This window comes from Microbulbifer thermotolerans, from assembly GCF_900112305.1.
Lineage (GTDB): Bacteria > Pseudomonadota > Gammaproteobacteria > Pseudomonadales > Cellvibrionaceae > Microbulbifer > Microbulbifer thermotolerans.
This window is the reverse complement of record NZ_FOKT01000001.1, coordinates 335,454-359,038: the sequence shown is the minus strand read 5'-3', so window position 1 is coordinate 359,038 and position 23,585 is coordinate 335,454. Positions and strand designations below refer to the sequence as shown.

Annotated in this window: 17 protein-coding genes; 2 read left to right on the top strand and 15 right to left on the bottom strand. The window is 59.0% G+C overall.

The genetic code is table 11. The features are described 5' to 3' along the window. Positions 1–18: 18 nt before the first annotated feature. The 8 genes from BM155_RS01515 to BM155_RS01480 all read right to left on the bottom strand — a co-directional run bounded on the left by BM155_RS01515 (position 19) and on the right by BM155_RS01480 (position 10,156). Positions 19–3,183: an efflux RND transporter permease subunit gene (locus BM155_RS01515; protein ID WP_197463064.1), complete on the bottom strand. Its 3,165-nt coding sequence runs from the start codon at positions 3,181–3,183 to the stop codon at positions 19–21. Between the two features lie 4 nt (positions 3,184–3,187). Further along, the gene (locus BM155_RS01510; protein ID WP_175487732.1) at positions 3,188–4,258 is read right to left on the bottom strand and encodes an efflux RND transporter periplasmic adaptor subunit; all 1,071 of its coding nucleotides are present in this window, start codon (positions 4,256–4,258) and stop codon (positions 3,188–3,190) included. 231 nt (positions 4,259–4,489) lie between these two features. Then, on the bottom strand, positions 4,490–5,377 hold the full coding sequence (locus BM155_RS01505; RefSeq protein ID WP_074900710.1) for a dienelactone hydrolase family protein: 888 nt from the start codon (positions 5,375–5,377) through the stop codon (positions 4,490–4,492). A gap of 95 nt (positions 5,378–5,472) precedes the next feature. After that, entirely contained in the window at positions 5,473–6,342 is an 870-nt protein-coding gene (locus BM155_RS01500) for a MaoC family dehydratase (RefSeq protein WP_067152360.1), read from the bottom strand. Between the two features lie 313 nt (positions 6,343–6,655). Further along, a complete protein-coding gene (locus BM155_RS01495) occupies positions 6,656–8,113 on the bottom strand; it encodes a flavodoxin domain-containing protein (protein WP_074900707.1) in 1,458 nt (485 codons plus the stop codon). 18 nt (positions 8,114–8,131) lie between these two features. Further along, positions 8,132–8,965: a DUF4198 domain-containing protein gene (locus BM155_RS01490; protein WP_074900704.1), complete on the bottom strand. Its 834-nt coding sequence runs from the start codon at positions 8,963–8,965 to the stop codon at positions 8,132–8,134. A gap of 30 nt (positions 8,966–8,995) precedes the next feature. Further along, complete coding sequence (locus tag BM155_RS01485) at positions 8,996–9,529, bottom strand: DUF2271 domain-containing protein (protein WP_067152354.1); 534 nt, start codon at positions 9,527–9,529, stop codon at positions 8,996–8,998. 33 nt (positions 9,530–9,562) lie between these two features. Further along, a complete protein-coding gene (locus BM155_RS01480; protein WP_067152352.1) occupies positions 9,563–10,156 on the bottom strand; it encodes a PepSY-associated TM helix domain-containing protein in 594 nt (197 codons plus the stop codon). A 382-nt stretch (positions 10,157–10,538) separates the two neighbouring features. Here BM155_RS01480 and BM155_RS01475 point away from each other — a divergent pair, with 382 nt between their 5' ends. Then, positions 10,539–11,885, top strand: a complete 1,347-nt coding sequence (locus BM155_RS01475; RefSeq protein ID WP_067152350.1) for a Na+/H+ antiporter NhaC family protein — start codon at positions 10,539–10,541, stop codon at positions 11,883–11,885. A gap of 128 nt (positions 11,886–12,013) precedes the next feature. Here the strand turns inward: BM155_RS01475 and BM155_RS01470 are convergent, their stop codons facing one another. Beyond that, on the bottom strand, positions 12,014–12,337 hold the full coding sequence (locus BM155_RS01470; protein ID WP_067157515.1) for a TfoX/Sxy family protein: 324 nt from the start codon (positions 12,335–12,337) through the stop codon (positions 12,014–12,016). A gap of 456 nt (positions 12,338–12,793) precedes the next feature. Beyond that, on the bottom strand, positions 12,794–16,660 hold the full coding sequence (gene purL / locus BM155_RS01465; RefSeq protein ID WP_074900700.1) for a phosphoribosylformylglycinamidine synthase: 3,867 nt from the start codon (positions 16,658–16,660) through the stop codon (positions 12,794–12,796). Positions 16,661–17,035: 375 nt separating this feature from the next. On the opposite strand from purL, the gene mltF reads away from it, so the two are divergent. Beyond that, complete coding sequence (gene mltF, locus BM155_RS01460; RefSeq protein WP_067152346.1) at positions 17,036–18,517, top strand: membrane-bound lytic murein transglycosylase MltF; 1,482 nt, start codon at positions 17,036–17,038, stop codon at positions 18,515–18,517. Positions 18,518–18,653: 136 nt separating this feature from the next. Here mltF and BM155_RS01455 read toward each other — a convergent pair whose 3' ends face one another. From BM155_RS01455 to sucC, 5 genes are all read right to left on the bottom strand, one after another. After that, positions 18,654–19,328 (bottom strand): TIGR04283 family arsenosugar biosynthesis glycosyltransferase, encoded by a 675-nt coding sequence (locus BM155_RS01455; protein WP_175487731.1) that lies wholly within the window; start codon positions 19,326–19,328, stop codon positions 18,654–18,656. A gap of 39 nt (positions 19,329–19,367) precedes the next feature. Beyond that, complete coding sequence (arsS, locus tag BM155_RS01450) at positions 19,368–20,315, bottom strand: arsenosugar biosynthesis radical SAM (seleno)protein ArsS (protein WP_074900694.1); 948 nt, start codon at positions 20,313–20,315, stop codon at positions 19,368–19,370. Positions 20,316–20,401: 86 nt separating this feature from the next. Further along, entirely contained in the window at positions 20,402–21,292 is an 891-nt protein-coding gene (mtnP, locus tag BM155_RS01445; RefSeq protein WP_074900691.1) for an S-methyl-5'-thioadenosine phosphorylase, read from the bottom strand. 126 nt (positions 21,293–21,418) lie between these two features. Then, positions 21,419–22,291, bottom strand: a complete 873-nt coding sequence (gene sucD / locus BM155_RS01440) for a succinate--CoA ligase subunit alpha (RefSeq protein ID WP_067152338.1) — start codon at positions 22,289–22,291, stop codon at positions 21,419–21,421. Between the two features lie 110 nt (positions 22,292–22,401). Next, positions 22,402–23,565 (bottom strand): ADP-forming succinate--CoA ligase subunit beta, encoded by a 1,164-nt coding sequence (gene sucC / locus BM155_RS01435; protein ID WP_067152336.1) that lies wholly within the window; start codon positions 23,563–23,565, stop codon positions 22,402–22,404. Positions 23,566–23,585 lie beyond the last annotated feature (20 nt).

Here is a 23,585-nt window from a genome sequence, read left to right as displayed (position 1 = left end):
CCGCGCCGCCCCCCATTATCACAGGTGCCCCCCTTGGCCACCTCTCATTGACTGTTCCGCAGCCGCCTGCAACTCTTCCTCCAGCTTGCCGCGCTCTACTGAACGCGGCTTATGGAAACGGCCCAACCCTAGATAAACCACCGGTGTGAGATAGAGGGTGAACAGCGCAGCCAACCCCAAGCCTCCGAACATAACCCAACCGATAGCCCCGCGAGCTTCAGCCCCGGGGCCACTGCTTAGGATCAGGGGCAGGCCCCCGAGTACCGTGGAGAGCATGGTCATGGCGATAGGCCGCAGCCGCACCCGGGCCGCCTCGATCACCGCCTCGTAGACACTGTGGCCGCGGTCCCGCAGCTGGTCGGCGAACTCCACCAGCAAAATGCCGTTTTTGGCCATCAGGCCAATCAGCATCACCAGGCCGATCTGGGAGAAAATATTGACCGTGGTACTGGTCAGGAAAAGCGCATAGATTGCAGCCGCCAGGCCAAATGGCACCGTGACCATCACAATCACCGCACTACTGATCCCCTCGAACTGGGCACACAGCACCAGAAAGACTACCAGCGCCGCAATGGCGTAGGTCATGGCCACTTCCCGGGAACTTTCCTCCAATGTATCCGCTTCGCCCAGAAAAAGAATGCCGATATCTTCCGGTAAAACTTCACTGGCCAGCGCACGCAGTTCCTCAACTGCACTGGCCAGAGGATAACCGGGCTCGAGCCCCGCGCTGATTTCGATGGCGCGGCGCTGACCGTGGCGGTCCAGCTCTGCAGCGACACTCTCCTCGTGCAAGGTAACCATGCTCGACAACGGCAATAACTTGCCGCTGTCATTTTTTACATAAAGATTGACCAGATCTTCCGGAGAGGAAATCGTGGTGTCGGCCGCCTCCAGCATTACCGGTACCGCTTCGTCGCCCACATTCAGATCGGTGACATCCAGGCCGTCGACCACTGCGCGCAGTGTCGTGGCGATATTGTCCAGCGGCACACCCAGGTCCGCGGCGCGGCGGCGGTCTATCTCGATGGAAAGCTGTGGCTGAGTGGGTCTGTAGCTGATATCCGGCTGGCCCAGGTGCGGCAGGCGGTCCTCTATGGCGCGCGCCATCTGCCGCGCGGCCTCGTAGATGCGCGGATAGTCATTGCCCACTAACGCCACCTCGACATCGCCACCGGCACCGCGCAACGACAGGCTGTTGGGACTGTTGACATGGATACGTGCACCGGGGATTGCCTGCAGCGGCCCGAGAATCTCCTGCATCAGTGCCTGCTGGGAGACAGTGCGCTCCTCCCAGGGGGCCAGCAGCAGCGTAACCCTGGCCCGGTTGGGATCGTAGCGACCAACTTCGGTGAGGATATCGCTGACATCACCGCGCGCCACCAGCGGCTGCACCGCACTTTCGATATGCGCTGCCTGACGGCCGATATAGTTCTGGCCGACTCCGTCCGGGCCGGTGGCATTCACTCGGATAACCCCGCGGTCCTCCGGCGGCAAGAGCTCTTTGCCCAGTAGTTGGTACAGAAAACCCGCCCCCACAGCCACTAGCAGTGCCACGGAAAAGCTTAACCAACCGTGGCGCAGGCAGGTTGCCAGGCTGCGCTCGTAAGCAGCGCCAATACGCCCGCCGGCGCGGACCAGTTTGCCGTAATAGCGGCCTTCCCGCGCAGCCTGCCCGCCTTGAGTAATTCTCGCAGTGAGCATTGGCACCAGTGTCAGCGCCACTACCGAAGACAGCGCCACCGCCGTGGCCAGTACTAGGCCAAATTCACGAAACATGCGCCCGGCGGTACTGGGCAACAGTGCAATGGGGATAAATACGCTGATCAGTACTGCGGTAGTGGCCAGGACCGCGAAAACCACTTGGCGGGTGCCCAATACCGCAGCGGCACGGGCCCCCATTCCTTGCGTGCGCAGACGCTGGATATTTTCCAATACCACAATGGCATCATCCACCACCAGGCCGGTGGCCAAGACAATCGCCAGCAGGGTGAGGATATTGATGGAAAAGCCCATCAACCAAATTCCCGCCAGTGTGCCTATCAGAGCGATAGGTATTGCCGTGCTTGGCACCAGCGTGGTGCGGATATTGCCGAAAAACAACCAGATGGCGGCAATCACTATCAACACCGTGTAGCAGAGGCTGGTGACCACCTCCTTTACGGAGCCGCGGATAAAGACAGCGCGATCCTCGGTGACGGTGATATGGAGATTGTCAAAACGCCTGTTGAGCTTGTCCACGGCCCGACGCACGCCGTCGCTGATCTCGATGGTATTACTCTGGGCCTGGCGCACCACGGCCAGGCCGATCACCGGCCGGTTATTCAGGTATACCAGGGACTGGACATCCTCCGGGCCAAAGGACACATAAGCGATATCGCCGATCCGCACATCACCGCGGATAATAATATTGCGCACCTGCTCTTCGGTGACTGTCGACGCATCGGCACGCACCAACAACTGTTGATCTTCCGACTGGAAACTGCCGGAAGGGACATCCAGCGGCGCCCGCTCGAGCACAGCGGCTACGTCGCTGACAGACAGACCGAAGCTCGTCAGGCGCAACGGGTCCAACACCACCCGCAGCACCCGCTGGCGCTGGCCGAAAATAGGCACATCGGCAACGCCGGGGACCGAGACCAGCTCCGGAATAATGTCTTTTTCAATGATGTAGGTGAGCGCTTCATCACGCAGCTGATCGCTGGTAACCGCCAAGTAAATGACCGGTTCCGGCTGGTCGGCAGCTTTCACCACTACCAGTTGCTCCACATCTTCCGGCAGTTCCCGCTGTACTTGGCTCACCGCTTCACGTACATCAGAGGCGGCAGTATCGAGATCGATATTCGAGTTGAACTCGATATGAATACGGAAGTTATTTTCCTCACTGGATGATTCGATATGCTTGATACCGGAAACCCGAGCCACCGCACCTTCGACGATGCTGGTCACTTCCGAGTCCATAGTCTCCGGAGAGGCGCCTGGCATCTGGCCGCGTACCGACACAATCGGCACATCCACGTCGGGCAGTTCGCGTACCTCCACCGCCGAGAAAGCGGCGATGCCGGCAATGGCGATCAACAGGTTCAGCACCAGCGCCAACACCGGCCGCCGAATAGCCAGTGACGCCAGATCGCTGCGGTGAATATCGGGAGTCGGACTTGGACTCGACTTGCAGTCGTCGCGCACGGCGTTACACCTCCGCGATATCAACGACAGACAGCCCTTCGCGCATGCGCTGAGTGCCTTCTGTCACTACCGGTGTACCCTCGGGAAGGTTCGCATCCACCAGAATGATTCCCTGCAACCTCTGCACCACCGTGGCCGAAACGCGTTTTGCCCGCCCCTCTTCAACCACCCAGACAAAGGCGCCATCGTTGCCCCATTGCAGCGCCACCTCCGGCACCGCCGGATAGCGCCCGGACACCAGATTCAGCGTCACCCGGAAACTCATACCCGGCCGCAGTTGATCCTCGCGGTTGTCCACAAGTGCCCGCACGGCAAAGGTGCGGGTCCCGGGATCGACGCGACTGTCGATATCGGTGACCTTACCAGTATGTTCCGCGCTGCCATTGGCCCAAGTGGCCACATCAATTGACTGCCCCGGTCCGATCTGGCCGAGAAACAATTCCGGCACCTGGAAGGTAACCAGCAGTGTAAGGCGATCGTCGATAGTGGTAATCGGTGTGCTGGGCGACACCTGTGCGCCGGGATCGAGGTCAGTGATTCCGAGATAACCCTCAAAAGGGGCCTCGATGGAGCGGTAATCCAATGCCACTTCGGCCCGCCGCAAGCTGAGCCGGGCGCGCTCGACAGCGCTGCGCGCATCGTCCAGCGCACTCTCTGTCACCGTGCCCGACCCCCGTGTACGCTCATAGCGGCTGTAGAGCCGCTCGGCGTCCTCCAGTGCCACGCGGGCCTGCGCCACAGCCAAGCGCTGGTCGCGGTCATCGAGCCGCAGGATAGTCTGGCCGGCCTTCACTCTGTCGCCAGCTTTGAATAAAACCTCGACGACCTCGCCACTCACCTGAGGATAGAGTGTCACACTCCTGGCCGCCCGCGATGTACCCACCGCCTCGATTCGCACTCTGCGCGGCTGCCAGGCCACCGCTTCGGTTACCACCGGCTGCGCAGATGACAACTGCACCGGTGGAGCGGCCTCGCTTCCCGCCTCACAGCCAGCAAGCAGGTGCAGCGCCAGAAAAAACAAACCGATACCTGCGCTCCGGTAACAGCGGATACGCCCCGCATTCGCTGGTCTCAAGGTGCCTCCCATCAACAATTACTGCCGTTTTGTTGAAAACACATTAGCTTACTGCTTCGCATTTGCGATTGCCATGCAGCCACGCAGCGCCGTGGCGGATTTACGGAGCCTCAGGAGATGGGGTGCACACAGCGTTGGAAAACATGGAAACAGGAGGAAACAACGCTTTTTCCGGGGCGAAAGGGAAGACAGAGCGGACCAATTCCCGCCCCGCTTCACCGATAAATGCCATCAGGACAAATTGCGTGCGAGCAATGCCTGCAAACGCCCCCAGGCCCGCTCCGCCTGTTCCCGGTTGTACACCGCGGAATCCGGCGGACACCAGCCGTGCAGCGTGCCCTCGTACACTTCAATCTCGGCGGGCAGTTCGGCGCTGTCAAATGCCGTGCGCAATGCGGTTTTGGCGCCGGGGTCGCGCTCGTCGTCATTCTGTGCGATCGCAATAAGAAAGCCCGCTTTCATCTCCGGCACCAACCGGTGGGGGCTGTCTTCCCCATCGGTCACCAAGCCTCCTCCATGGAAAGAGGCTCCGGCGCCAATGCGCTTGGGCATATCCGCCGCCAACCGGAAGGTATATGAACCGGTCATGCAGTAACCGACAACGCCGATCCTTTTCCCCGTATCCACCGAGGGCTGGCGATCGAGAAATCTGACGAAAGCACGGCCGTCAGTAACACAGGTGGCCGGTGACAGAGTGGCAGCCAGCGCCTTCGCCCTGGGCCAGACAGCCTTGCGCAAATCGGGATCGATCACCCGAGCCTCATCGGGAATCAGCTGGGCATGGGTGGATCTGTAGTAAGGATTAACCACCAGTACCGCATAGCCGGACTCGGCGAGCCGCCTTCCCATTTGCCGGAAGGCCGGGCGCATTCCGAAGATATCCGGCCACATAATCACTGCGGGGTGGCGGCCCTTCGCCGGATGGACAAAATAGGCGTCCGCTTCGCCGTCAGGTGTTTCCACCACCACTTTGGATTCCTTCACTTCCTGTGCCCGTGCGGACCAGGGCAGCATCATCGCCAGGGCCGCCCCCAGCCCCGTCTTGCCGAAAGCCCTGCGTGTCATGCCATGTCGCCGGTAATAGGCTTCCGCCTCCCGGTTGCTATCTTCGTCGCACATTTTTCTCTCCTCCTAAAAATATGGCGATTGACGCGGCTACCCTGCCATCCAACGGGGCAAGGGAACACCCATTGCCGTGATGTCTACCGCAGCGGCTAAAGCGATTCAATCACCCCCGTCAAATGCGGTTTTTTGCCCGCGCTGTCTTTTACGGCAAATTCAATAGAGCCATCCACGGCACGCTGCTGAAACTGCACGCTGGAGGGTAGAAATACCGGCAACTTGAAAGAGACACTGACCTTAAAGGCGTCACCGGGCAGCAGGGAATCCAGTTCCGCCAGACAACGCGCCTTGGTCCACATACCGTGGACAATTGCACGGCGGAAACCGAACAGGCGGGCAGTCAGCGCCGACAAATGAATGGGGTTACTGTCTCCGGAAACCCGGGCATAGCGGCGGCCGGTGCCGGCAGGGACATCCCAGCGGGATACAGAGTCCGGTGTAAAATCGACAGTTTTGCGTTTGTTGTGCGCACGGCTTGCGGGCCTACTGCCCCCACCGCGCCGCAGCATGGTGGTGACACACTCCCATAGCAGCTCCTGCCCGGAGAGAACACGGGTATACAGATCGAATTCCATTCCCTTCGGCACCGGCCGCGGCCCGCGCAGAGTGCAGTCTATATCGAGCGTTTCATCTACGTCGATGGTTCGGTGCTGAATAATCTCGTTGCGCAAGTGCACCAATCCCAACACGCGGAAAGGAAAGGCATCGGACACTAGGAGTTCCATGTGCAAAGGCGCGGCCAGCACAAACGGATAAGTGGCAGGCAAGCTCCCCCTGGCGGAGAAAGCACAGGCTTCGCGGTAGGCGTTCAAGGAACTTACATTGACGCGCCGCCCCTTGAGCACCGCCCGGCCCAGCTCACTCTCCGCGACCGGAAGCTGCCCCGATTTACTGACGGTAAGTGCGCGCAGATAGTAAGACAGTGTGGAAGGGACGGATTTCAGCTCAATGATTTTCGACATGCTATACCTGGATGCCCCGGGGAAAATAACTGTTCGCAACTGCTGAGAATTTGCCGGATTAGTGACCGGATTCTGGCAGAAAGCGGTTACAGTTTGTACTCAGGCTCAGCTGCAGCCCCCTGTTGGATATAGGGGTTGACACAATCCGGGTCCGATGCTTTTAGGAATCTCGAAAATCTCAGAGCATCACTCAGAGAAGAGGCTCAGGTAATGGAGGGCATTTCCAATCCGCCGGGGTAAAGAGGCGGCTCCGATGATGCCACAAGGAAGCGCCCGCGCGCTCCTCACGGCTTCCCCAATCGCTCCGTGAAAATCAATACAAATCCCGCCGGTAGCGGCCTTCATCGAGCAGCCGATTCACCGCTTGCGTACCGAGCAGATCTGCCAGGGCTCTGTGCACCGCCTCGCCCATTCCCGCACTGCTGCCACAGACGTAGACATCCGCCCCCTGCGACAGAAAGGAAGCCACCTGCTCTCCGTTGGCCGTCAGAAAATGCTGCACATAGCGCGGACCATTTCCAGCGCGAGAAAAAACTCGGTCGCAGCGGCTCAGTGTTCCAGCTTCCAACCAGCCATCTATCTCACTGGCCAGGTGCCGGTCCACCTCGGGACTGCGCTCGCCGTAAATCAGCCAACTCCGTCCGGGGCTGGGGCACCGGGCCCGCTCCGCGAGCTGTGCGCGCAGTCCCGCCAGACCGCTGCCGGCTCCGATAAGCAAAATCGGGCGGCGGTGATCCAACGTGTGGCAATGGGCGTTGACTCGGATACAGCCGGCCAGGAAACCACCAACCGGACAATAACGGGTGAGCCAGCCGGAGCCCAGTCCACCCCGCCGCTGGCGCACCAACAATATCAAACGGCCCTCCTCGGGGCGGGAGGCCACGGAATATTCGCGCTCGGGCAACAGGGGCCAATCAACAAATTCACCGCCCAGCAATTGGCCTGGCTGGCAAATGCGGTCCGGTAGTTGCCGCTCACTCAACCAGGCCGCCAGCGTACGGCTATGCCCCGCCACGGTAATCCAATTGGCGCCATCCACACCCTGCCGCGCGAGCCACTGTTCCACCACCCGCCGCGCCAACCGCGGCCGGATGGTGAGAACATCGCCCGCCCGCCAGGCGGGAGACGGCCCACAGGCCCGCAGTTCAATCCGGTACAGGGGATCGCCGGGACTGCCGGGGTTCAGCAGTTGCCGGTCGGCCAACTGCCAATAATTGACGGCATCCGCTGTGCCGGCCCCCGGGCTTGTGGTGTTCGGCTTGCCGCTGTCTATGCGCACCAGTGGCTGCAAGGGCTTGGCACCCATGGCGGCCAGGCCCCTATAAACCGCTTGGCCAAAGGCACAGAATTTCGTATAGGCACTGTCGCCGAGGGCAATTACCGAATAGGAGAGATGAGACAAATCCAGAGGCAAACGGGCGCCGTTGAGATAACGGCGGGCAAAGGCGCGCCCGTTGTCCGGCGGCTCGCCGTCGCCAAAAGTGCTGACCACAAACAGCGCCCGCCGCGTCGACAACAGCGCCTCATTTGTAAGCTGATTCAACGGCAGCAGCCGTATCTCATCACCACTGTAACCCTCGGCTTTTAAATCGTCGATTTTCTGCCGTGCGAGCGCTTCCGCAGTGCCGCTCTGGCTGGCATAGGCCACCAGCGCGGCGCCACCGGCGGCCGCCGCGCGTACGCGCCGCTGCCGCCAGTAGAGCCAGAGACACCAGCTGGTCCAGGCAATAATGACAGCGCCGGCCAGGATACTTCTTTGGTATTCCGTCACTTTATCGGTTCCGAGGTCTTACAGCGGCAGTACCTCGAAGGTGGCGGAGTACACACCGTGTCGCTTGGTGGCCGGCGCTTTGGCCTTGTCATCCTCATACTCGGCTTCCATGAAATAGCGCCCCGCCGCCGGCCAAGTGACACTGAACAGGCCGTCACTGCCCGCCTTGGCGGTAATTTCATTCTGACTGTCCCGGTAACGGGTGCCCCCCGGAATCAATACCACTTCCGCATTTTTGGCCGGCTCCCCGTCAATCAGCAGTTTAAATTCGGCGATTTCACCGGCATAGAGATCGTTCGGGTGAGTAACCGGGACCAGTTCCAAGCCCACGCCTGTAGGCGCGAGTACCTCTGAGGTGGGATTGCCTGCCGTCACAAACGTCTCAGTGCGGCGGTAATCGTAGATAACGCGCAAATCCTTAGCATCCTTCGGCACGGCGGTTGCGAACTCGGCATCGTCCGCGCTCTTGCCCCGACCGGGCCACATTTGACGCTTGCCTGCAGCATCTTTCCAGAAAGCGCGCAGACCTGCCGACGCACGACTTACCTTGTAAGTGCCCTCTTCTTTCAGCTGCAGATCAAAGGTACTGCGATAGTGCCCCTTGGCGAGATTTTGCAACGGAACCTGTTCTCCGCTGGGCGCGGTCACCGCTACCTGCTCCATGGGCAGGGCGACGTGATCCGGGAAAAATATGGTATTCGATACAGCGGCATCGAAAGTCACATAGGGACTTTCGCCGGAAAGTACAGTAGCACTCGGCAGTATCCACATCCGGTGCGCCTGCGCCTGCATGGCCACACCCGCACTGATAACTGCGGCCAGCAACGCCCGGCCCAATACATTTCTCTTCATTCCGTGTTCCTCTTGTGCGTAGATTGACAATCAGGGGAGCAGGGCCACGCGTATTGCGCCCAGTTCAGTATTGCCACTGCCAGTGAGCGGCAGTGCAGATTTATCCAGTGGCCAAGTCAAAGGGATCTCCACCAGCTCACGGCCGCCCACCTCCCGCGCAGCCTCCACTCGCAGGCGGTAACTGCCCGGCTTCAATGCCGCCAGTTGCTCCCGATCCAACGCCAACTCCAGTTGGTGCTCGCCGGGGCCGTAGGTGGCGGAAGTAATCCCATCCACCGGCATATCGAGGCTGCGGCCGCCCCGGCGCCACCACTGGCGCAAATCCTTGAGCCATTTTTTGCCCTCGTCATTGGGCATGTGAACGTCGTACCAGACTGCCAGCTGTGTGGCCCGACGGGATTCGTCCTCCAGCCAAACGGCCACGTAGGGCTTGTGGTATTCCGCTACTTTGAGACGCGGAATCTCAATACTTACCTGCAGGCTCTCCGCCTGGGCCCAACCGGTGACCGACATACCCGCCACCAACGCCAGGGAGCGGAGTCTTTGCAAAGGCTTTATGTGCATAATTTCTTTCGGTACTTCCTTTTTTCAGCTCAGTCAGTGAATAAAAACCAGGGCAATCACCAAAGGGATGACGATGCCCAGGGCAGTGAGTGGCCAGGTAGACGGTCGGCGCGGAGACTGCTGCCAAAGCAGCCAAAAACCGGTCAGACAGAAAACAACACAGGCGGCCGCAAAGATATCCAGAAACCACTTCCACACAGGGCCGCTGTCGCGGCCTTTGTGCAGGTCGTTCAGATAGGCGATCCAACCGCGGTCGGTGTCCTCATAGATCAACTCGCCGCTATCGGTGTCCAGGGACAGCCAGGCATCGCCGCCGGGCCGCGGCATGGCGAGATAAAATTCCCCGCTATCCCACTCACCGCTGTGCCGGCGGGGCACTTGGATCTGATGTTCTTCAGCGAGCCATTGCACTAAATTGGCTGGCAACTGCCGCTCTGTTTCGGGAAGCCAATGCGCCAACAGTGGAGCGGGCACAGTGATTTCGCGGCTGACTACCCGCGGCTCAGCGGAAATCTCTGCAGCGTGATTCAGAGTGATACCGGTGATGGCGAACAGCAACATAGCCGCCAGACATATGGCGGAACTCACCCAATGCCACTGGCGTACTGTCCCTACAGAAAATCCCACTTCTACTGCTCTCAATCGAATGTTTTCATTGGCTCCGGGCCAGTATCGCCGGCGCTACGCTCCCGCCGCGGTTAAAACTCCCGACAAATAATAATGCTTCTCATTAACTAAACACAAGAAAAAAGGGGGCGGTGCGTTGCGTGAAATACAACAGTACCGCGGAGCCTCCTTCACCGGTAACAGAAGTGGACCTTGCATGATCTGAGAGAACTGAGCACCTTCGCAACCGTAAAAGGCTCCGAAGATCACCGAGCCTAGCCGGCTTTTATATAACCGAATTGGGACTCTCCCAACCGAATAGTTATTGGTCGATCTCTGGCCGCTCCGTATAATCCGCAGCTTTTCCGCATCATTTCTTCTGTGGTACCCAATCAACAGCTGTATGACCAAAGCCTCTCCCCTGGCACTCCTGCCCCTTTTTCTTTTCCTCGGCCTGTTTGTAGGGAGCGGCCTCTGGTATCAGTCCCAAGGGGTGGAGATGGCCTTCTATCAAATCTCCGCTCCGGTCGCGATACTGCCGGCAATCGCGCTGGCCGTACTGCTCGCTCGCGGCTCTCTGAACCACCGCATCGAAACATTTATCCGCGGCGCTGGCGATCACACCATTGTCACCATGCTGCTGATTTACCTGCTGGCCGGGGCCTTTGCCAGCGTCGCCAAGGCCGCCGGTGGTGTGGACGCCGCCGTCAATCTCGGCCTCAGCGCAATTCCCCCCACCCTGGTTCTGCCGGGGCTCTTCGTGATCACCGCTTTTATCGCCACCGCCATGGGCACTTCCATGGGCACCGTCGCCGCCATTACGCCAATTGCCGTGGGCATGGCCAATGCGACCGACCTGCCACTGCTATTGACTGTCGGCACTATCGTCGGCGGCGCCATGTTCGGCGATAACCTGTCGATTATCTCCGACACCACCATTGCCGCCACCCGCACCCAGGGTGTGGAAATGCGGGACAAGTTTCGCATGAACTTCCGCATCGCCCTGCCGGCGGCGTTAGTGACCGTGAGTGGACTCTATTTCCTGGGTAGCTCGGCAGTAGTGGAGGCTCCGGGGGACTTTGAGCCGCTGCGGGTTCTGCCTTATTTAGTGGTGCTGTGCCTTGCGGTATCGGGCGTCAATGTATTACTGACGCTTTTCACCGGTCTGTTACTGGCCGGGGCCATTGGTCTGACCCTGCAACCGGACTATGGTCTGGCGGCCCTATCCAGGGATGTCTACGCCGGCTACACCGGTATGCAAGAGATATTGATTCTTTCCCTGCTGATCGGCGGCTTGGGGGCAATGATGCAGGCGGGCGGCGGTCTGGCGTGGCTGGCCACTGCGATCGACAAGCTCAATCATTCGCGGCGCAGAGGCGCAAGTGCGACCCGCATTGGCGAGCTGGGCATCAGCACCGCAGTAGCGGCCACCAATGTGTGTACGGCCAATAACACTGTGGCGATTCTGCTCACCGGAAGCCTGGCCAAGGATATCGCACAACGCTACGGTGTTGATCCTCGCCGCAGCGCCAGCCTGTTGGATATTTTCTCCTGTGCAGTACAGGGACTGCTGCCCTACGGCGCACAGGTACTGCTGGCTTCCTCACTGGCGAAGGTCTCCCCACTGGCCTTGATCGGCAACATTTATTACTGCTGGTTGCTGGGGATAGCAGCGCTGATCTCCATAGCTATCGGCCTGCCCCGCGAAACTTTACGTCAGGCAGATACAGCTTCAAGCCCCGCAGATTAAAGGGCACAAAGCAAAAATCAGCAGCTCTACAAAAACTGCGCGGAATTTGCGTCCGGCAGCAAAGCCGCCTCACGCTCAAATAAAAATAAGAAGCGGAAGCGATGAAACGGAAGCTGTGAAACCCCGCCCTATTTCGGCGGCAGGGAACCGGCGAATTCCGCCCCCCGGCTCACCCAGGCATCCAGGTCAGCGGCCACCGCATCTTCCTCCACATAGACCATCCCTTTCAGCGGCCTGCCGGTATAATCCATTGGCCTTGTGTAGCGCTCGGCCAGTGCATCCTGGTAATTTTCTGGACCTACTCGCACCATCAGCTCCTCACCGACGACACCACAGGCCATGTTGCCATTCAGCATAAAGGCGAGACCGCCGAACATTTGCTTTTCTGTCAGACCGTCAGTGTTCCTCAACAGATTGCGGACTTTTTCCGCCAACTCTTTGTTGTATGCCATAACAATCTCCTCAATCATCCTTGCTGAATTCGGAATTGCATACCGGCTCCGGTTTACGCCACAAAATCATCGCTGCCGGGAAAGCCGATAAATCGAAGAGGTATCCATTATGAGATTCCCGAATACAGGTCGGGACCTTGGGGTATTTTTTTCCGTATTTCGCCCGGTGCACAAACAGGCGGACTGGGTTTTCGGGAGGCCTGCGACGGGAATAATGCTTGAAACGGATCGATGGAGCAGTGAAACCGCTTGCCGTACAGCAGAGAAGCAGAGGTTATAGTGTTCAGCAAGAAATTCCGAAGCCTGAGCCATCGTTAAAAAGTTATTTTTCGATAACTTTTTAAGTGTAGCAGCTAAGGAGGGACATCACGGATTTGGGATGGGGTTTGTGAAGCTGTCCCGGGCGATCGGCATCAATTGCGACACATGGCCGCAATTGATGCCGCTATCTGCCCTTTAGTCCACAAACACCCGCGCGTTGCGGAACAGACGCATCCAGCCGGAGTCCTCTTGCCAATCATCCGGGTGCCAGCTGTTGCTAACCGTGCGAGCAACCCGCTCCGGGTGCGGCATCATAATGGTGACGCGGCCATCCTCAGAACACAGTGAGGTAATGCCGTTTACCGAACCGTTCGGGTTAGCGGGATAGGTCTCGGTAATCTCGCGGTGGTTGTTTAGATAACGCATGGCGATGGTGCCCGATTTTTCACAGGCTTCCAGCGCCTCGCGGTTCGCAAATTCGACGCGGCCTTCCCCATGGGCCACCGCCACCGGCATCACGGAACCGGCCATGCCCGCAAACAGCACCGACGGCGATTCCTCGATGCCGACCAGCGAGAAGCGCGCCTCGTACTGCTCGGAAAGGTTGCGCACAAAGCGCGGCCAGTGACCGGCGCCCGGGATCAGCTCCTTGATCACCGAGAACATCTGGCAGCCATTGCAAACCCCGAGGCCAAAGGTGTCCTTGCGGTTGAAAAAGCCCTCGAACTGCTCCCGCGCGCGGGGATTGAACAGGATGGTCTTGGCCCAACCCTCTCCGGCGCCGAGCACGTCCCCGTATGAGAAGCCACCACAGCCCACCAGCCCCTTGAAGTCATCCAGGGTTACCCGGCCGGCAAGGATATCGCTCATATGCACATCCACGGCGGTAAAGCCGGCGCGATGGAAGGCGTGCGCCATTTCCACCTGGCTGTTGACGCCCTGCTCGCGCAATATCGCCACCTTCGGCCGCACACCTTTGTTGATATAAGGCGCGCTGATGTCCTCGTTGATATCGAAGGTGAGATGTACCGACAGGCCAGGGTCTTCCTTGGCAATGGCGGCGAACTCCTGTGCAGCGCAATCGGCATTGTCGCGCAACGCCTGGATACGGTAGCTGGTCTCGGACCAGATCTGCTGCAGTTCCGCGCGACTGCGTTTGAAAATCCGTGCCCCTTCGCGGGTGATGCACAGGTGTTCGTTGTTGTTCAATTCGCCGATCTGGTGTGCCGGCACGCCGACAGCGGCAAAGCGCTGTACCAGCATGTCCGCGTCGCAGGCCGGCACCTGCAAAACAGCGCCCAGTTCCTCGTTAAACAAGGCGGCAATGGGGTCTTCGCCCAGCTCGTAGATTTCCACGTCGACACCCACGCGGCCGGCGAAGGTCATCTCTGCCAAAGTGGCGAAGAGCCCTCCGTCGGAGCGGTCGTGGTAAGCGATGATCCGCTCCTCAGCCAGCGCTTCCTGCATCAATTCAAAGAAGCCCTTCAGGCGCTTGGGATCATCCAGATCCGCGGGGGCGCCACCGAGCTGGTTGTATACCTGCGCCAGGCAGGAGCCGCCCAGGCGGTTTTTGCCCGCACCCAGGTCCACCAGCAGCAGTTTTGTCTCACCCTTGTCGGTGCGCAGCTGGGGGGTGACGGTTTTGCGCACGTCGGTAACCGGGCTGAAAGCGGAGATAATCAACGATAAAGGCGCGGTGACCGCCTTGTCCTCGCCGCCGTCATTCCAGGCGGTGCGCATGGACATGGAGTCCTTACCCACCGGAATGGTGATACCGAGCGCCGGACACAATTCCATGCCGATGGCCTCTACGGTGCGGTAGAGCTTTTCCTCCTCGCCCGGGTGGCCGGCGGCACACATCCAGTTGGCGCTCAACTTAATGTCAGACAGCTGCGCAATCGGTGTACAAGCCATATTGGTAATGGCCTCGCCCACCGCCAGGCGGCCCGAGGCCGGGGCATCCAACAGGGCCACCGGAGTGCGCTCACCCATGGCCATGGCCTCACCGGCATAGCTGTCGTAGGAGACAGTAGTCACGGCGCAGTCCGCCACCGGAACCTGCCAGGGGCCGACCATCTGATCCCGGGCCACTTGGCCAGTAACGCTCCTGTCGCCAATGGTAATCAGGAAGTTCTTACTGGCTACCGTAGGCAGACGCAGTACCCGTTCCGCAGCTTCGTTAAGATCTATGCCCGCGGTCTCAAACTCCTTGGTTTCGACAACACGCTTCTCTGCCACCCGGTGCATACGCGGCGGCTTTCCGAAAAGCACAGACATGGGAAGATCCACCGGCTTGGCATCGAACTCCTTGTCATTCAGTAACAGGCGTTTCTCTTCGATGGCCTCGCCCACTACCGCAAAGGGCGCACGCTCGCGCTCACATATCTGCTGAAAACGCGGCAGATCGCCCGGCATCACTGCCAGCACATAGCGTTCCTGAGATTCGTTGCACCAGATCTCCAGCGGGCTCATACCCGGCTCGTCACTGGGTACCTTCCGCAGCTCAAATTTGCCGCCGGTACCGCCGTCTTTGACCAGCTCCGGGAAGGCGTTGGACAAACCTCCCGCGCCCACGTCATGGATGAAAGCGATGGGGTTCTCATCCCCCAGTTGCCAGCACTGGTCGATGACCTCCTGGCAGCGGCGCTCGATCTCCGGGTTCTGGCGCTGCACCGAGGCAAAATCCAAGTCTTCGGAGCTACTGCCACTGGCCATACTGGAAGCGGCGCCACCCCCAAGGCCGATCAGCATTGCCGGGCCGCCGAGCACCACCAACTTGGCACCGGGTTTAAAGGGCTGTTTTTCGATGTGCTCTTCGCGGATATTGCCGTAACCGCCGGCGATCATAATCGGCTTGTGGTAGCCCCGGCGCTCGCCGCCAAATTCTTCTTCGAAGGTACGGAAATAGCCGCAGATATTGGGGCGGCCAAACTCGTTATTGAAGGCGGCACCGCCGATGGGGCCTTCAATCATAATATCCAGCGCGCTGACAATGCGCTCGGGCTTGCCGTAATCCACTTCCCAGGGCTGCAGGTAATCGGGGATTTGCAGGTTGGAAACAGTGAAGCCGGTCAGCCCCACCTTGGGCTTGGAGCCTCGGCCCACGGCACCCTCGTCGCGGATCTCGCCACCGGCGCCGGTACCGGCGCCAGGGAAAGGCGCAATTGCCGTGGGGTGGTTGTGGGTTTCCACCTTCATCAGCATGTGGATGGGTTCGACGCTGAAACCATAGGCTTTGGTTTCCGGGTCCGGATAAAAGCGGCCGGCCTCGTGCCCCACCACAACTGCGGCGTTGTCCGCATAGGCGGACAGGACATTGTCGCCACCCTGTTCGTAGGTGTTCTTGATCATGCCGAACAGCGTATGCGGCATTTCCTCGCCGTCGATGGTCCAGGAGGCATTGAAGATTTTGTGGCGGCAGTGTTCAGAGTTCGCCTGGGCAAACATCATCAACTCCACGTCCGTGGGGTTGCGCTGCAGCTCCTGGAAACTCTTCAGCAGATAGTCGATCTCATCTTCTGCCAGGGCCAGACCCAATGCTGCATTGGCCTCCTCCAGCGCCTGGCGCCCACCGCCGAGCAGATCGACACTGGTGAGCGGCCGCGGCTTCTCCTCGCGAAACAGCTGCTCCGCCTGATCGAAATCGGTGAATACGCTTTCCACCATACGATCGTGCAGTACAGCGGCCAGCGCTTCCCGTTCAGCACCGGTTAATTCGGTTCCGGTTACATAGTAGGCCAGCCCCCGCTCCAAGCGGTGGATCTGGGTGAGACCGGCGTTGTGGGCGATGTCGGTGGCCTTGGAAGACCAGGGGGAAATCGTGCCCGGACGGGGCACCACTAGCAGCAGTTCGCCCTCCGGCTGGTGCATTTCCTCGGTGGGACCGTACTGTAGCAGCCGCTCGAGCAGAGCCAGTTCTTTCTTGTTCAGTGCCGGAGTATCGGCGAAGTGAACATACTCGGCGTAGATATCGTCAATTGCCGGCTGCATCGCGCGCAGTTGATTTAGGAGTTTCTGGTGACGGAATTTCGACAGTGCGGGAGCACCACGCAGAACTAGCATCGCGGGAGTTTGCCTCTTGTCTGAAGTTTAAGCTCCGCGCCGTCAACAATCGCGCAAAGCCCGGGAATTGAAGAGGGCGCAATTGTACCCGAAGCATCGCGCCACAAACACTGCCCCGGAGCTCTGTGTGTACACAATAACGCTGTCGCATTTTCAGAAATGGGCTGTACTCAGGCAAAGAAAATCTTCGCCCTACTAAAATTGATGAACAAATGCAACCCCACAGATCACACAGCTGCCCCTGCTATTTGGGCAACTTGTCACTCATGGGGTAGAATTGGTGAAATTTTGCCGGCCCCGCCGCTCAGGACGAGCCATGCCGGTAACCGCTGAGAGAAAGCGAAAACAAAACTAAAGGACTAGAGGGGACACTTTATGATCATGAAAAGCCGTATTGTGCGCTACTCCCTGCGCCTGGCCAAGGGCCTGGTGCTGGCAGGTTGCGCCTCGCTGATAGTGGCGAGCAAGACTCCAGACACCCTGGAGCAGATCAAAGCTTCCGGCAAACTGATCGTACTGTCCCAAAACGGCCCCACCACCTACTACGAAGACGCCGACGGGCGCCACACAGGCTTTGAGTACGGGATGCTCAGTGCTTTTGCCGAAGAGCTGGGCGTGCAGCTGGAAATCCGCGATGTGCACGACCTAGATGAAATGTTCAAGCGCCTCCGCGAACCCACCGAGGGCGCCCACTTGGCCGCCGCGGGCCTGACCGTGACCCCCGAGCGCCGTGAGCAGGTGCGCTTCACCCCCTCTTACTTCGAGATACGTCAGCAGGTCATCTACAAAATCGGCGAGGATCGGCCGCGCAAGGTCAGCGACCTGGAAGGCAAAAAAGTGGCGGTAATCGCCGGCAGCGCCCACGCCGAGGAGCTGCGCAAACTGGCCCAGCGCCACACCGACCTGGAATGGGAGGAAATTTCCGATGTCGACGCCACGGAGCTGCTGGAAATGGTCAACGACGGCAGCTACCAGTACGCCATCGTGGACTCAAATGCCTACGCAGTTCACCGCGGCCTCTATCCCAACACCGCCATCGCCTTCAACCTGACCCAGTTTCAGCCAGTTGCCTGGGCCTTTCCCCACAGTGACGACGACAGTCTCTACCGCGCCGCGCGCCGCTTTATGCTCCGCGCCAATACCAGCGGCCTAGTGGCACAGCTGCGCGAGGAGTTCTTCGGCCATATCAGTAAATTGAACGCCGGCGGCGCCCAGGCCTTTGCCAAAAGTACCCGCGAGCGCCTGCCCCAGTGGCGCGAGGCAATGCAGAAGGTGGCGGAGAAATACGACCTCGACTGGCATCTGCTGGCAGCGCTCAGTTATCAGGAGTCCCACTGGAACCCCCGCGCCAAATCGCCTACCGGAGTGCGCGGCCTGATGATGCTGACCCTAGACACGGCGCGCGAGCTGGGGGTCAACCGCCTGAACCCGGAGCAAGCCATCGACGGCGGCGCCCGCTACTTTATCAAAGTGCGCGACAAGATCCCCGAACGCATCCGCGAGCCGGACCGCACCTGGATGGCACTGGCCGCCTACAACGTCGGCTACGGCCATCTGGAAGACGCGCGGATATTGACCGAAAAGCTGGGCGGCAACCCGGATCGATGGGCCGATGTCCGCGAGCATCTGCCACTGTTGGCCAAGCGCCAGTACTACAAACACACCAAGCACGGCTACGCGCGCGGTTGGGAACCCGTCACCTATGTGCAGAACATCCGCCACTATCAAGCCCTCCTTACCTGGAGCAGCCGCATTGAGGAGCAGCGTCTGGCCGCAGCGGCAGAAGAAGCCGCAAGGGAATTAGCCGACAACACCGCTGTCGACATGGAAGCCGCGGCTGCAGCCCCCGCCTTTTGAACGCGCTAAATACACCGGTATTTTGGTGCGGAACGCCGAGGAGCTAGTGGGCATCCGAACTGGCAAGTGAAACAGTTTATTGCAGTCGCTACCGTGCACACCAAATCACCAATGGCAAGCACGGCATTTCGAGGAATTAATCGTAACGGCGGGCAAGCTGTTCTGCGGACACGCCGCGCCAGTAATCAAAGCGCAGCCGCCACATCAACAGCACGGTACGCAGTACACCGTATTTTTGCCAACGGCGGCCAGAGGTGGTGACACGGGCGCGGATACAAGCTGGCCTAGCTAGCTCGAGCAACCTCCCGCTCAATGCAATATCTTCCATCAAAGGCTGATCAGCAAAACCACCCAACTCTTCAAAAAGGTCTCGGCGCACAAAAATCCCCTGATCACCAGTAGCTATACCACTGATACGCGAGCGCCAGTTGATCAGAGTCGCGATCAAGGGAAACCAAATACTATTGCCACTGATACGCACATCGAAACGCCCCCAACATTTTCCCCGCAAGAGCGCTCTCTCAATGTTTTCCAACGCGTTCTCAGGCAGGCGGGTATCCGCATGTAAAAACAACAGACAATCGCCACCGGCAGCTGCGGCACCCGCGTTCATCTGTCGCGCCCGGCCTCTTTGTGCCGCAATTACCGTCAAACCGGCGGCGGAGAGAAACTCCACGCTGCCGTCATCACTGCCGCCATCCACAAAAATTACTTCGCAGTTATCACGTGCCTGCAATGCGCGCAAATGTCCGATCAACTGCGGTAACTGCTCCCTCTCGTTCAATAACGGCACCACTATGCTAAACCGCATCAAGCATATCTCCATTGCTGGCAAAGTTTACCGAACAAGTTACAGGGCACCGCCGCAGCTACTGCCCTGCCCCGCAGTGCAGCCGTAACAGTGATCGGCGACGCGAATCGGTGTATCGCGCATATCCCGCTCCAACAGATCGCGCAAATGCATGGGGCCAGGCAGCGCCAGCTCCAGCTGCTGGTTGAAATCACAGTCGTAAAGATTGCCTCGCCAGTCCACACTGACAAGACTGCGGCACATAACGCTTTTCAGATTATCTGCGCTGTAGCTGTCTTTGAGCAGCTGCATATAGTCGGCAAACCGCCCCTTGGAAATCAGAGTGGAGCCAAAGCGCTTAATCGGCATATTCGCCAGCGCAAATAAATTGTTGAAGACGATACCGAAATGGGCGAATAACTCACGTTTATAGTCCGCCTCCAGTTGCTGTTGGTTTGGCGGCAAAACGGGGCCCTGAGGGTTGTACACCAAATTGAGCAGCAGGCCGCTGTCCGGCTTACCGTAACCCAGTGCATTCAGTTTCTGCAGTGCGGCGATACTCTTTTCAAAAACCCCTTTGCCCCGCTGGCTGTCCACATTGTCCAGCGAGTAACAGGGCAGCGAGGCCACCACCTCGACTTTATTTCCAGCGAGAAATTCCGCCAACTCTTCCTGGCCTGGTTCGAAGAGTATGGTCAAATTGCAGCGATCTATAACATGTACACCGAGGTTCCGTGCTGCAATCACCAGCGATCGGAAACCCTCGTGCATTTCAGGTGCGCCGCCAGTGATATCCAAAGTGGAAATTTTGCGCACGCGCAACACATCGGGAATCAGCGCCAAATTCTCTGCATTCATCATTTCAGTGCGATTCGGCCCCGCGTTGACATGACAGTGCACGCAGGTCTGATTGCACTTGTAGCCAATATTGACTTGCAGAGTGTCGATTTTCTCGCGTCGGATCGCTGGAAAATCCGATATCTCCAGCAGTGGTATCGTATCGTGCATATGGCTTTAAGCTTCCTGGTTTACTGCATAGGGTGGAAGCGCAATGTATCCACCTGCACACACCCGCTTCCATCACCTGGAGAAAGTCAGGCTTCTTCCGCGATACCTGTCGTTGCCAACAGCGGTTTTATTACAGCCGCCGCCTCTGCCGACAGGGCCTCCACCGGCGTAACCAGGCCACTTGCCAGCGCGCTGTGAGCGGCAGATTCCGGCAAATCTTCGCCCAGCAGGCGAATGGCCTCAGCCGCTATCCGCTGGGCGCGGGCGGCGTTCTGCTGCAGGTTGGCGATGGCCACCTCCGCCGTAACCGCAGCCTCTCGCTCGTGCCAGCAGTCGTAGTCCGTGGCCATAGCCAGGGTCGCATAGGCAATCTGCGCTTCCCGCGCCAGCTTGGCCTCGGGCATGTTGGTCATGCCGATAACAGATGCTCCCATGGCGCGGTACCAGTGGGACTCTGCGCGGGTGGAGAATTGCGGACCTTCAATACACACATAAGTGCCGCCGCGATGCAGTCTGATCGGCTGATCACTCTGGGTCGCATGAAATGCCCGCGCCAGACAATCGGCCACCTGAGGGCACACGGGATCAGCCATGGAAACATGGGCCACGGCGCCCTGACCGAAAAAGGTACTCTCGCGCCTGCGGGTCAAATCAATAAACTGATCTGGGATCAGCATGTCCAGGGGCCGCACCTCTTCGCGCAGGGAGCCAACCGCGGACAGAGACAAAATATAGCGGACCCCGAGCTGGCGCAGTGCATGGATATTGGCCCTGTAGGGCACTTCAGAGGGAATCAGGCGGTGTCCGCGGCCGTGGCGGGCCAGAAAGGCAACGGGTATCCCGTGCAACCTGCCAGCGACAATAGCGTCGGAGGTTGGGCCAAAGGGCGTCTCTATCTGCAGTTCCCGTGCACCGGTCAGACCCTGCATATCATAGAGGCCGCTGCCGCCGATTACGCCGATCAATGCTTTTGCCATGTCCTCGCCTCATTAGTAATTTCAGCGGAGTATAGGAATGGCGATCGGGAAAGTAAAAAAGCCGTCTCTTTCGAGACGGCTTTTTTACAGGAGTCTGCGGCCGGTTTGCCCGGCCGTAAACCCGGCTTACCAGCCAGTGACTTCCTTCAGTGCATTGCCGATCTCGGCCAGAGAGCGCACGGTTTTAACACCGGCGTCTTCCAGTGCGGCAAACTTCTCGTCCGCAGTGCCCTTGCCGCCGGAGATAATCGCACCGGCGTGGCCCATGCGTTTTCCGGGAGGTGCGGTAACACCAGCGATATAGGAAACCACCGGCTTGGTGACATTTTCCTTGATGTAGGCCGCAGCCTCTTCTTCCGCAGTACCACCGATCTCACCGATCATAACAATGGCTTCAGTCTGCGGGTCATTCTGGAACATTTCCAGAATGTCGATAAAGTTGGAGCCCGGAATCGGGTCGCCGCCGATGCCGACGCAAGTGGACTGGCCGAAACCGTAGTCAGTAGTCTGCTTAACCGCTTCGTAAGTCAGGGTACCGGAACGGGAAACGATGCCCACTTTGCCCGGCTTGTGGATGTGGCCCGGCATAATACCGATTTTGCACTCGCCGGGGGTAATCACGCCCGGGCAGTTGGGGCCGATCAGGCGCACGCCCAGCTCATCGCATTTCACTTTCACGTCCAGCATGTCCAGCGTCGGAATGCCTTCAGTGATGCAGACAATCAGTTTAATACCGGCATTGGCCGCTTCCAGGATGGAGTCTTTGCAGAAAGGCGCCGGAACATAGATTACGGACGCGTCCGCACCGGTCGCTTCCACCGCTTCTTTAACGGTATTGAACACCGGCAGGCCCAGGTGGGTTTGACCACCCTTGCCCGGAGTCACGCCGCCGACCATCTGAGTGCCGTAGGCGATCGCCTGCTCGGAGTGGAAAGTGCCCTGAGAGCCGGTGAAGCCCTGGCAGATGACTTTGGTGTCTTTGTTGATCAAAACGCTCATTTCGAGTCCTCAAATTCTGTCTGGCCGGGAGGAGATGTCTCTCCCTGGAGCCCTATCGCGGCCCGCCCCTATTTGGGCGGGCATTCGGCTGCGCGAAGCAGTGCCTCGCCTCAGCCCTCCGCAGCTTTAACCACTTGCTGAGCCGCATCGGTCAGGCTGGTGGCGGCGATAATATTCAGTCCGCTCTCGCTGAGTACCTTGGCACCCAGATCGGCGTTGTTACCTTCCAGACGCACTACGACCGGAACTTTCACACCCACTTCTTTAACCGCGCCGATCACGCCTTCGGCGATCATGTCGCAGCGTACGATGCCGCCGAAGATATTGATCAGAACCGCCTTTACGTTATCGTCAGACAGGATGATTTTGAAAGCTTCAACCACGCGCTCTTTAGTAGCACCACCACCAACGTCGAGGAAGTTGGCCGGCTTGCCGCCGTGCAGGTTAACAATATCCATGGTTCCCATGGCCAGGCCGGCGCCGTTCACCATGCAACCGATGTTGCCATCCAGGGCCACGTAGTTCAGATCCCACTTGGCGGCGTGCGCTTCGCGGGGGTCTTCCTGGGACGGATCGTGCATTTCGCGCAGATCCGGGTGGCGGTAGAGGGCGTTACCGTCGATTACTACCTTGGCGTCCAGGCAGTGCAGATTACCTTCGGTAGTAATTACCAGCGGGTTAATTTCCAGCAGTGCCAAGTCTTTTTCCTGGAACATCTTTGCAAGGCCGAGGAAGATCTTGGTGAACTGCTTGATCTGGTCGCCTTCCAGACCCAGTTTGAAAGCCAGCTCACGCGCCTGATAGGGCTGAGCGCCCACCAGCGGGTCAACAGTAGCTTTGAGGATTTTTTCCGGAGTCTCTTCCGCTACCTTCTCAATTTCAACGCCGCCCTCAGTGGACGCCATGAAAACGATGCGGCGGCTGGAGCGGTCCACAACCGCACCCAGATACAGTTCTTTGTCGATATCAGTGCAGCTTTCGACCAGGATGCGGGAAACCGGCTGACCGTTCTCGTCTGTCTGATAGGTAACCAGGCGCTCACCCAGCCACTTTTTGGCAAATTCTTCAATTTCAGCCTTGGAATCCACCAGCTTGACGCCGCCAGCCTTACCGCGACCGCCGGCGTGCACTTGGGCTTTTACCACCCACTTGTCGCCGCCGATCTGATCCGCCGCCGCTGCCGCCTCTGCCGGGGTTTCCGCTGCAATGCCTTTGGAAACCGGCAATCCGTATGCTGCAAACAGTTGTTTGCCCTGATACTCATGCAAGTTCATAGTCAATACCAATTCGTCTG

Coding starts and splice junctions, on each gene's coding strand:
- BM155_RS01470 (WP_067157515.1), bottom strand. CDS start 12,337: ATGGCATACAACAAAGAGTTGGCGGAAAAAGTCCGCAATCTGTTGAGG.
- sucD (WP_067152338.1), bottom strand. CDS start 22,291: ATGAGCGTTTTGATCAACAAAGACACCAAAGTCATCTGCCAGGGCTTC.
- BM155_RS01490 (WP_074900704.1), bottom strand. CDS start 8,965: ATGAAGAGAAATGTATTGGGCCGGGCGTTGCTGGCCGCAGTTATCAGT.
- BM155_RS01505 (WP_074900710.1), bottom strand. CDS start 5,377: ATGTGCGACGAAGATAGCAACCGGGAGGCGGAAGCCTATTACCGGCGA.
- BM155_RS01455 (WP_175487731.1), bottom strand. CDS start 19,328: ATGCGGTTTAGCATAGTGGTGCCGTTATTGAACGAGAGGGAGCAGTTA.
- purL (WP_074900700.1), bottom strand. CDS start 16,660: ATGCTAGTTCTGCGTGGTGCTCCCGCACTGTCGAAATTCCGTCACCAG.
- mtnP (WP_074900691.1), bottom strand. CDS start 21,292: ATGGCAAAAGCATTGATCGGCGTAATCGGCGGCAGCGGCCTCTATGAT.
- BM155_RS01500 (WP_067152360.1), bottom strand. CDS start 6,342: ATGTCGAAAATCATTGAGCTGAAATCCGTCCCTTCCACACTGTCTTAC.
- BM155_RS01485 (WP_067152354.1), bottom strand. CDS start 9,529: ATGCACATAAAGCCTTTGCAAAGACTCCGCTCCCTGGCGTTGGTGGCG.
- mltF (WP_067152346.1), top strand. CDS start 17,036: ATGATCATGAAAAGCCGTATTGTGCGCTACTCCCTGCGCCTGGCCAAG.
- BM155_RS01475 (WP_067152350.1), top strand. CDS start 10,539: ATGACCAAAGCCTCTCCCCTGGCACTCCTGCCCCTTTTTCTTTTCCTC.
- sucC (WP_067152336.1), bottom strand. CDS start 23,565: ATGAACTTGCATGAGTATCAGGGCAAACAACTGTTTGCAGCATACGGA.
- arsS (WP_074900694.1), bottom strand. CDS start 20,315: ATGCACGATACGATACCACTGCTGGAGATATCGGATTTTCCAGCGATC.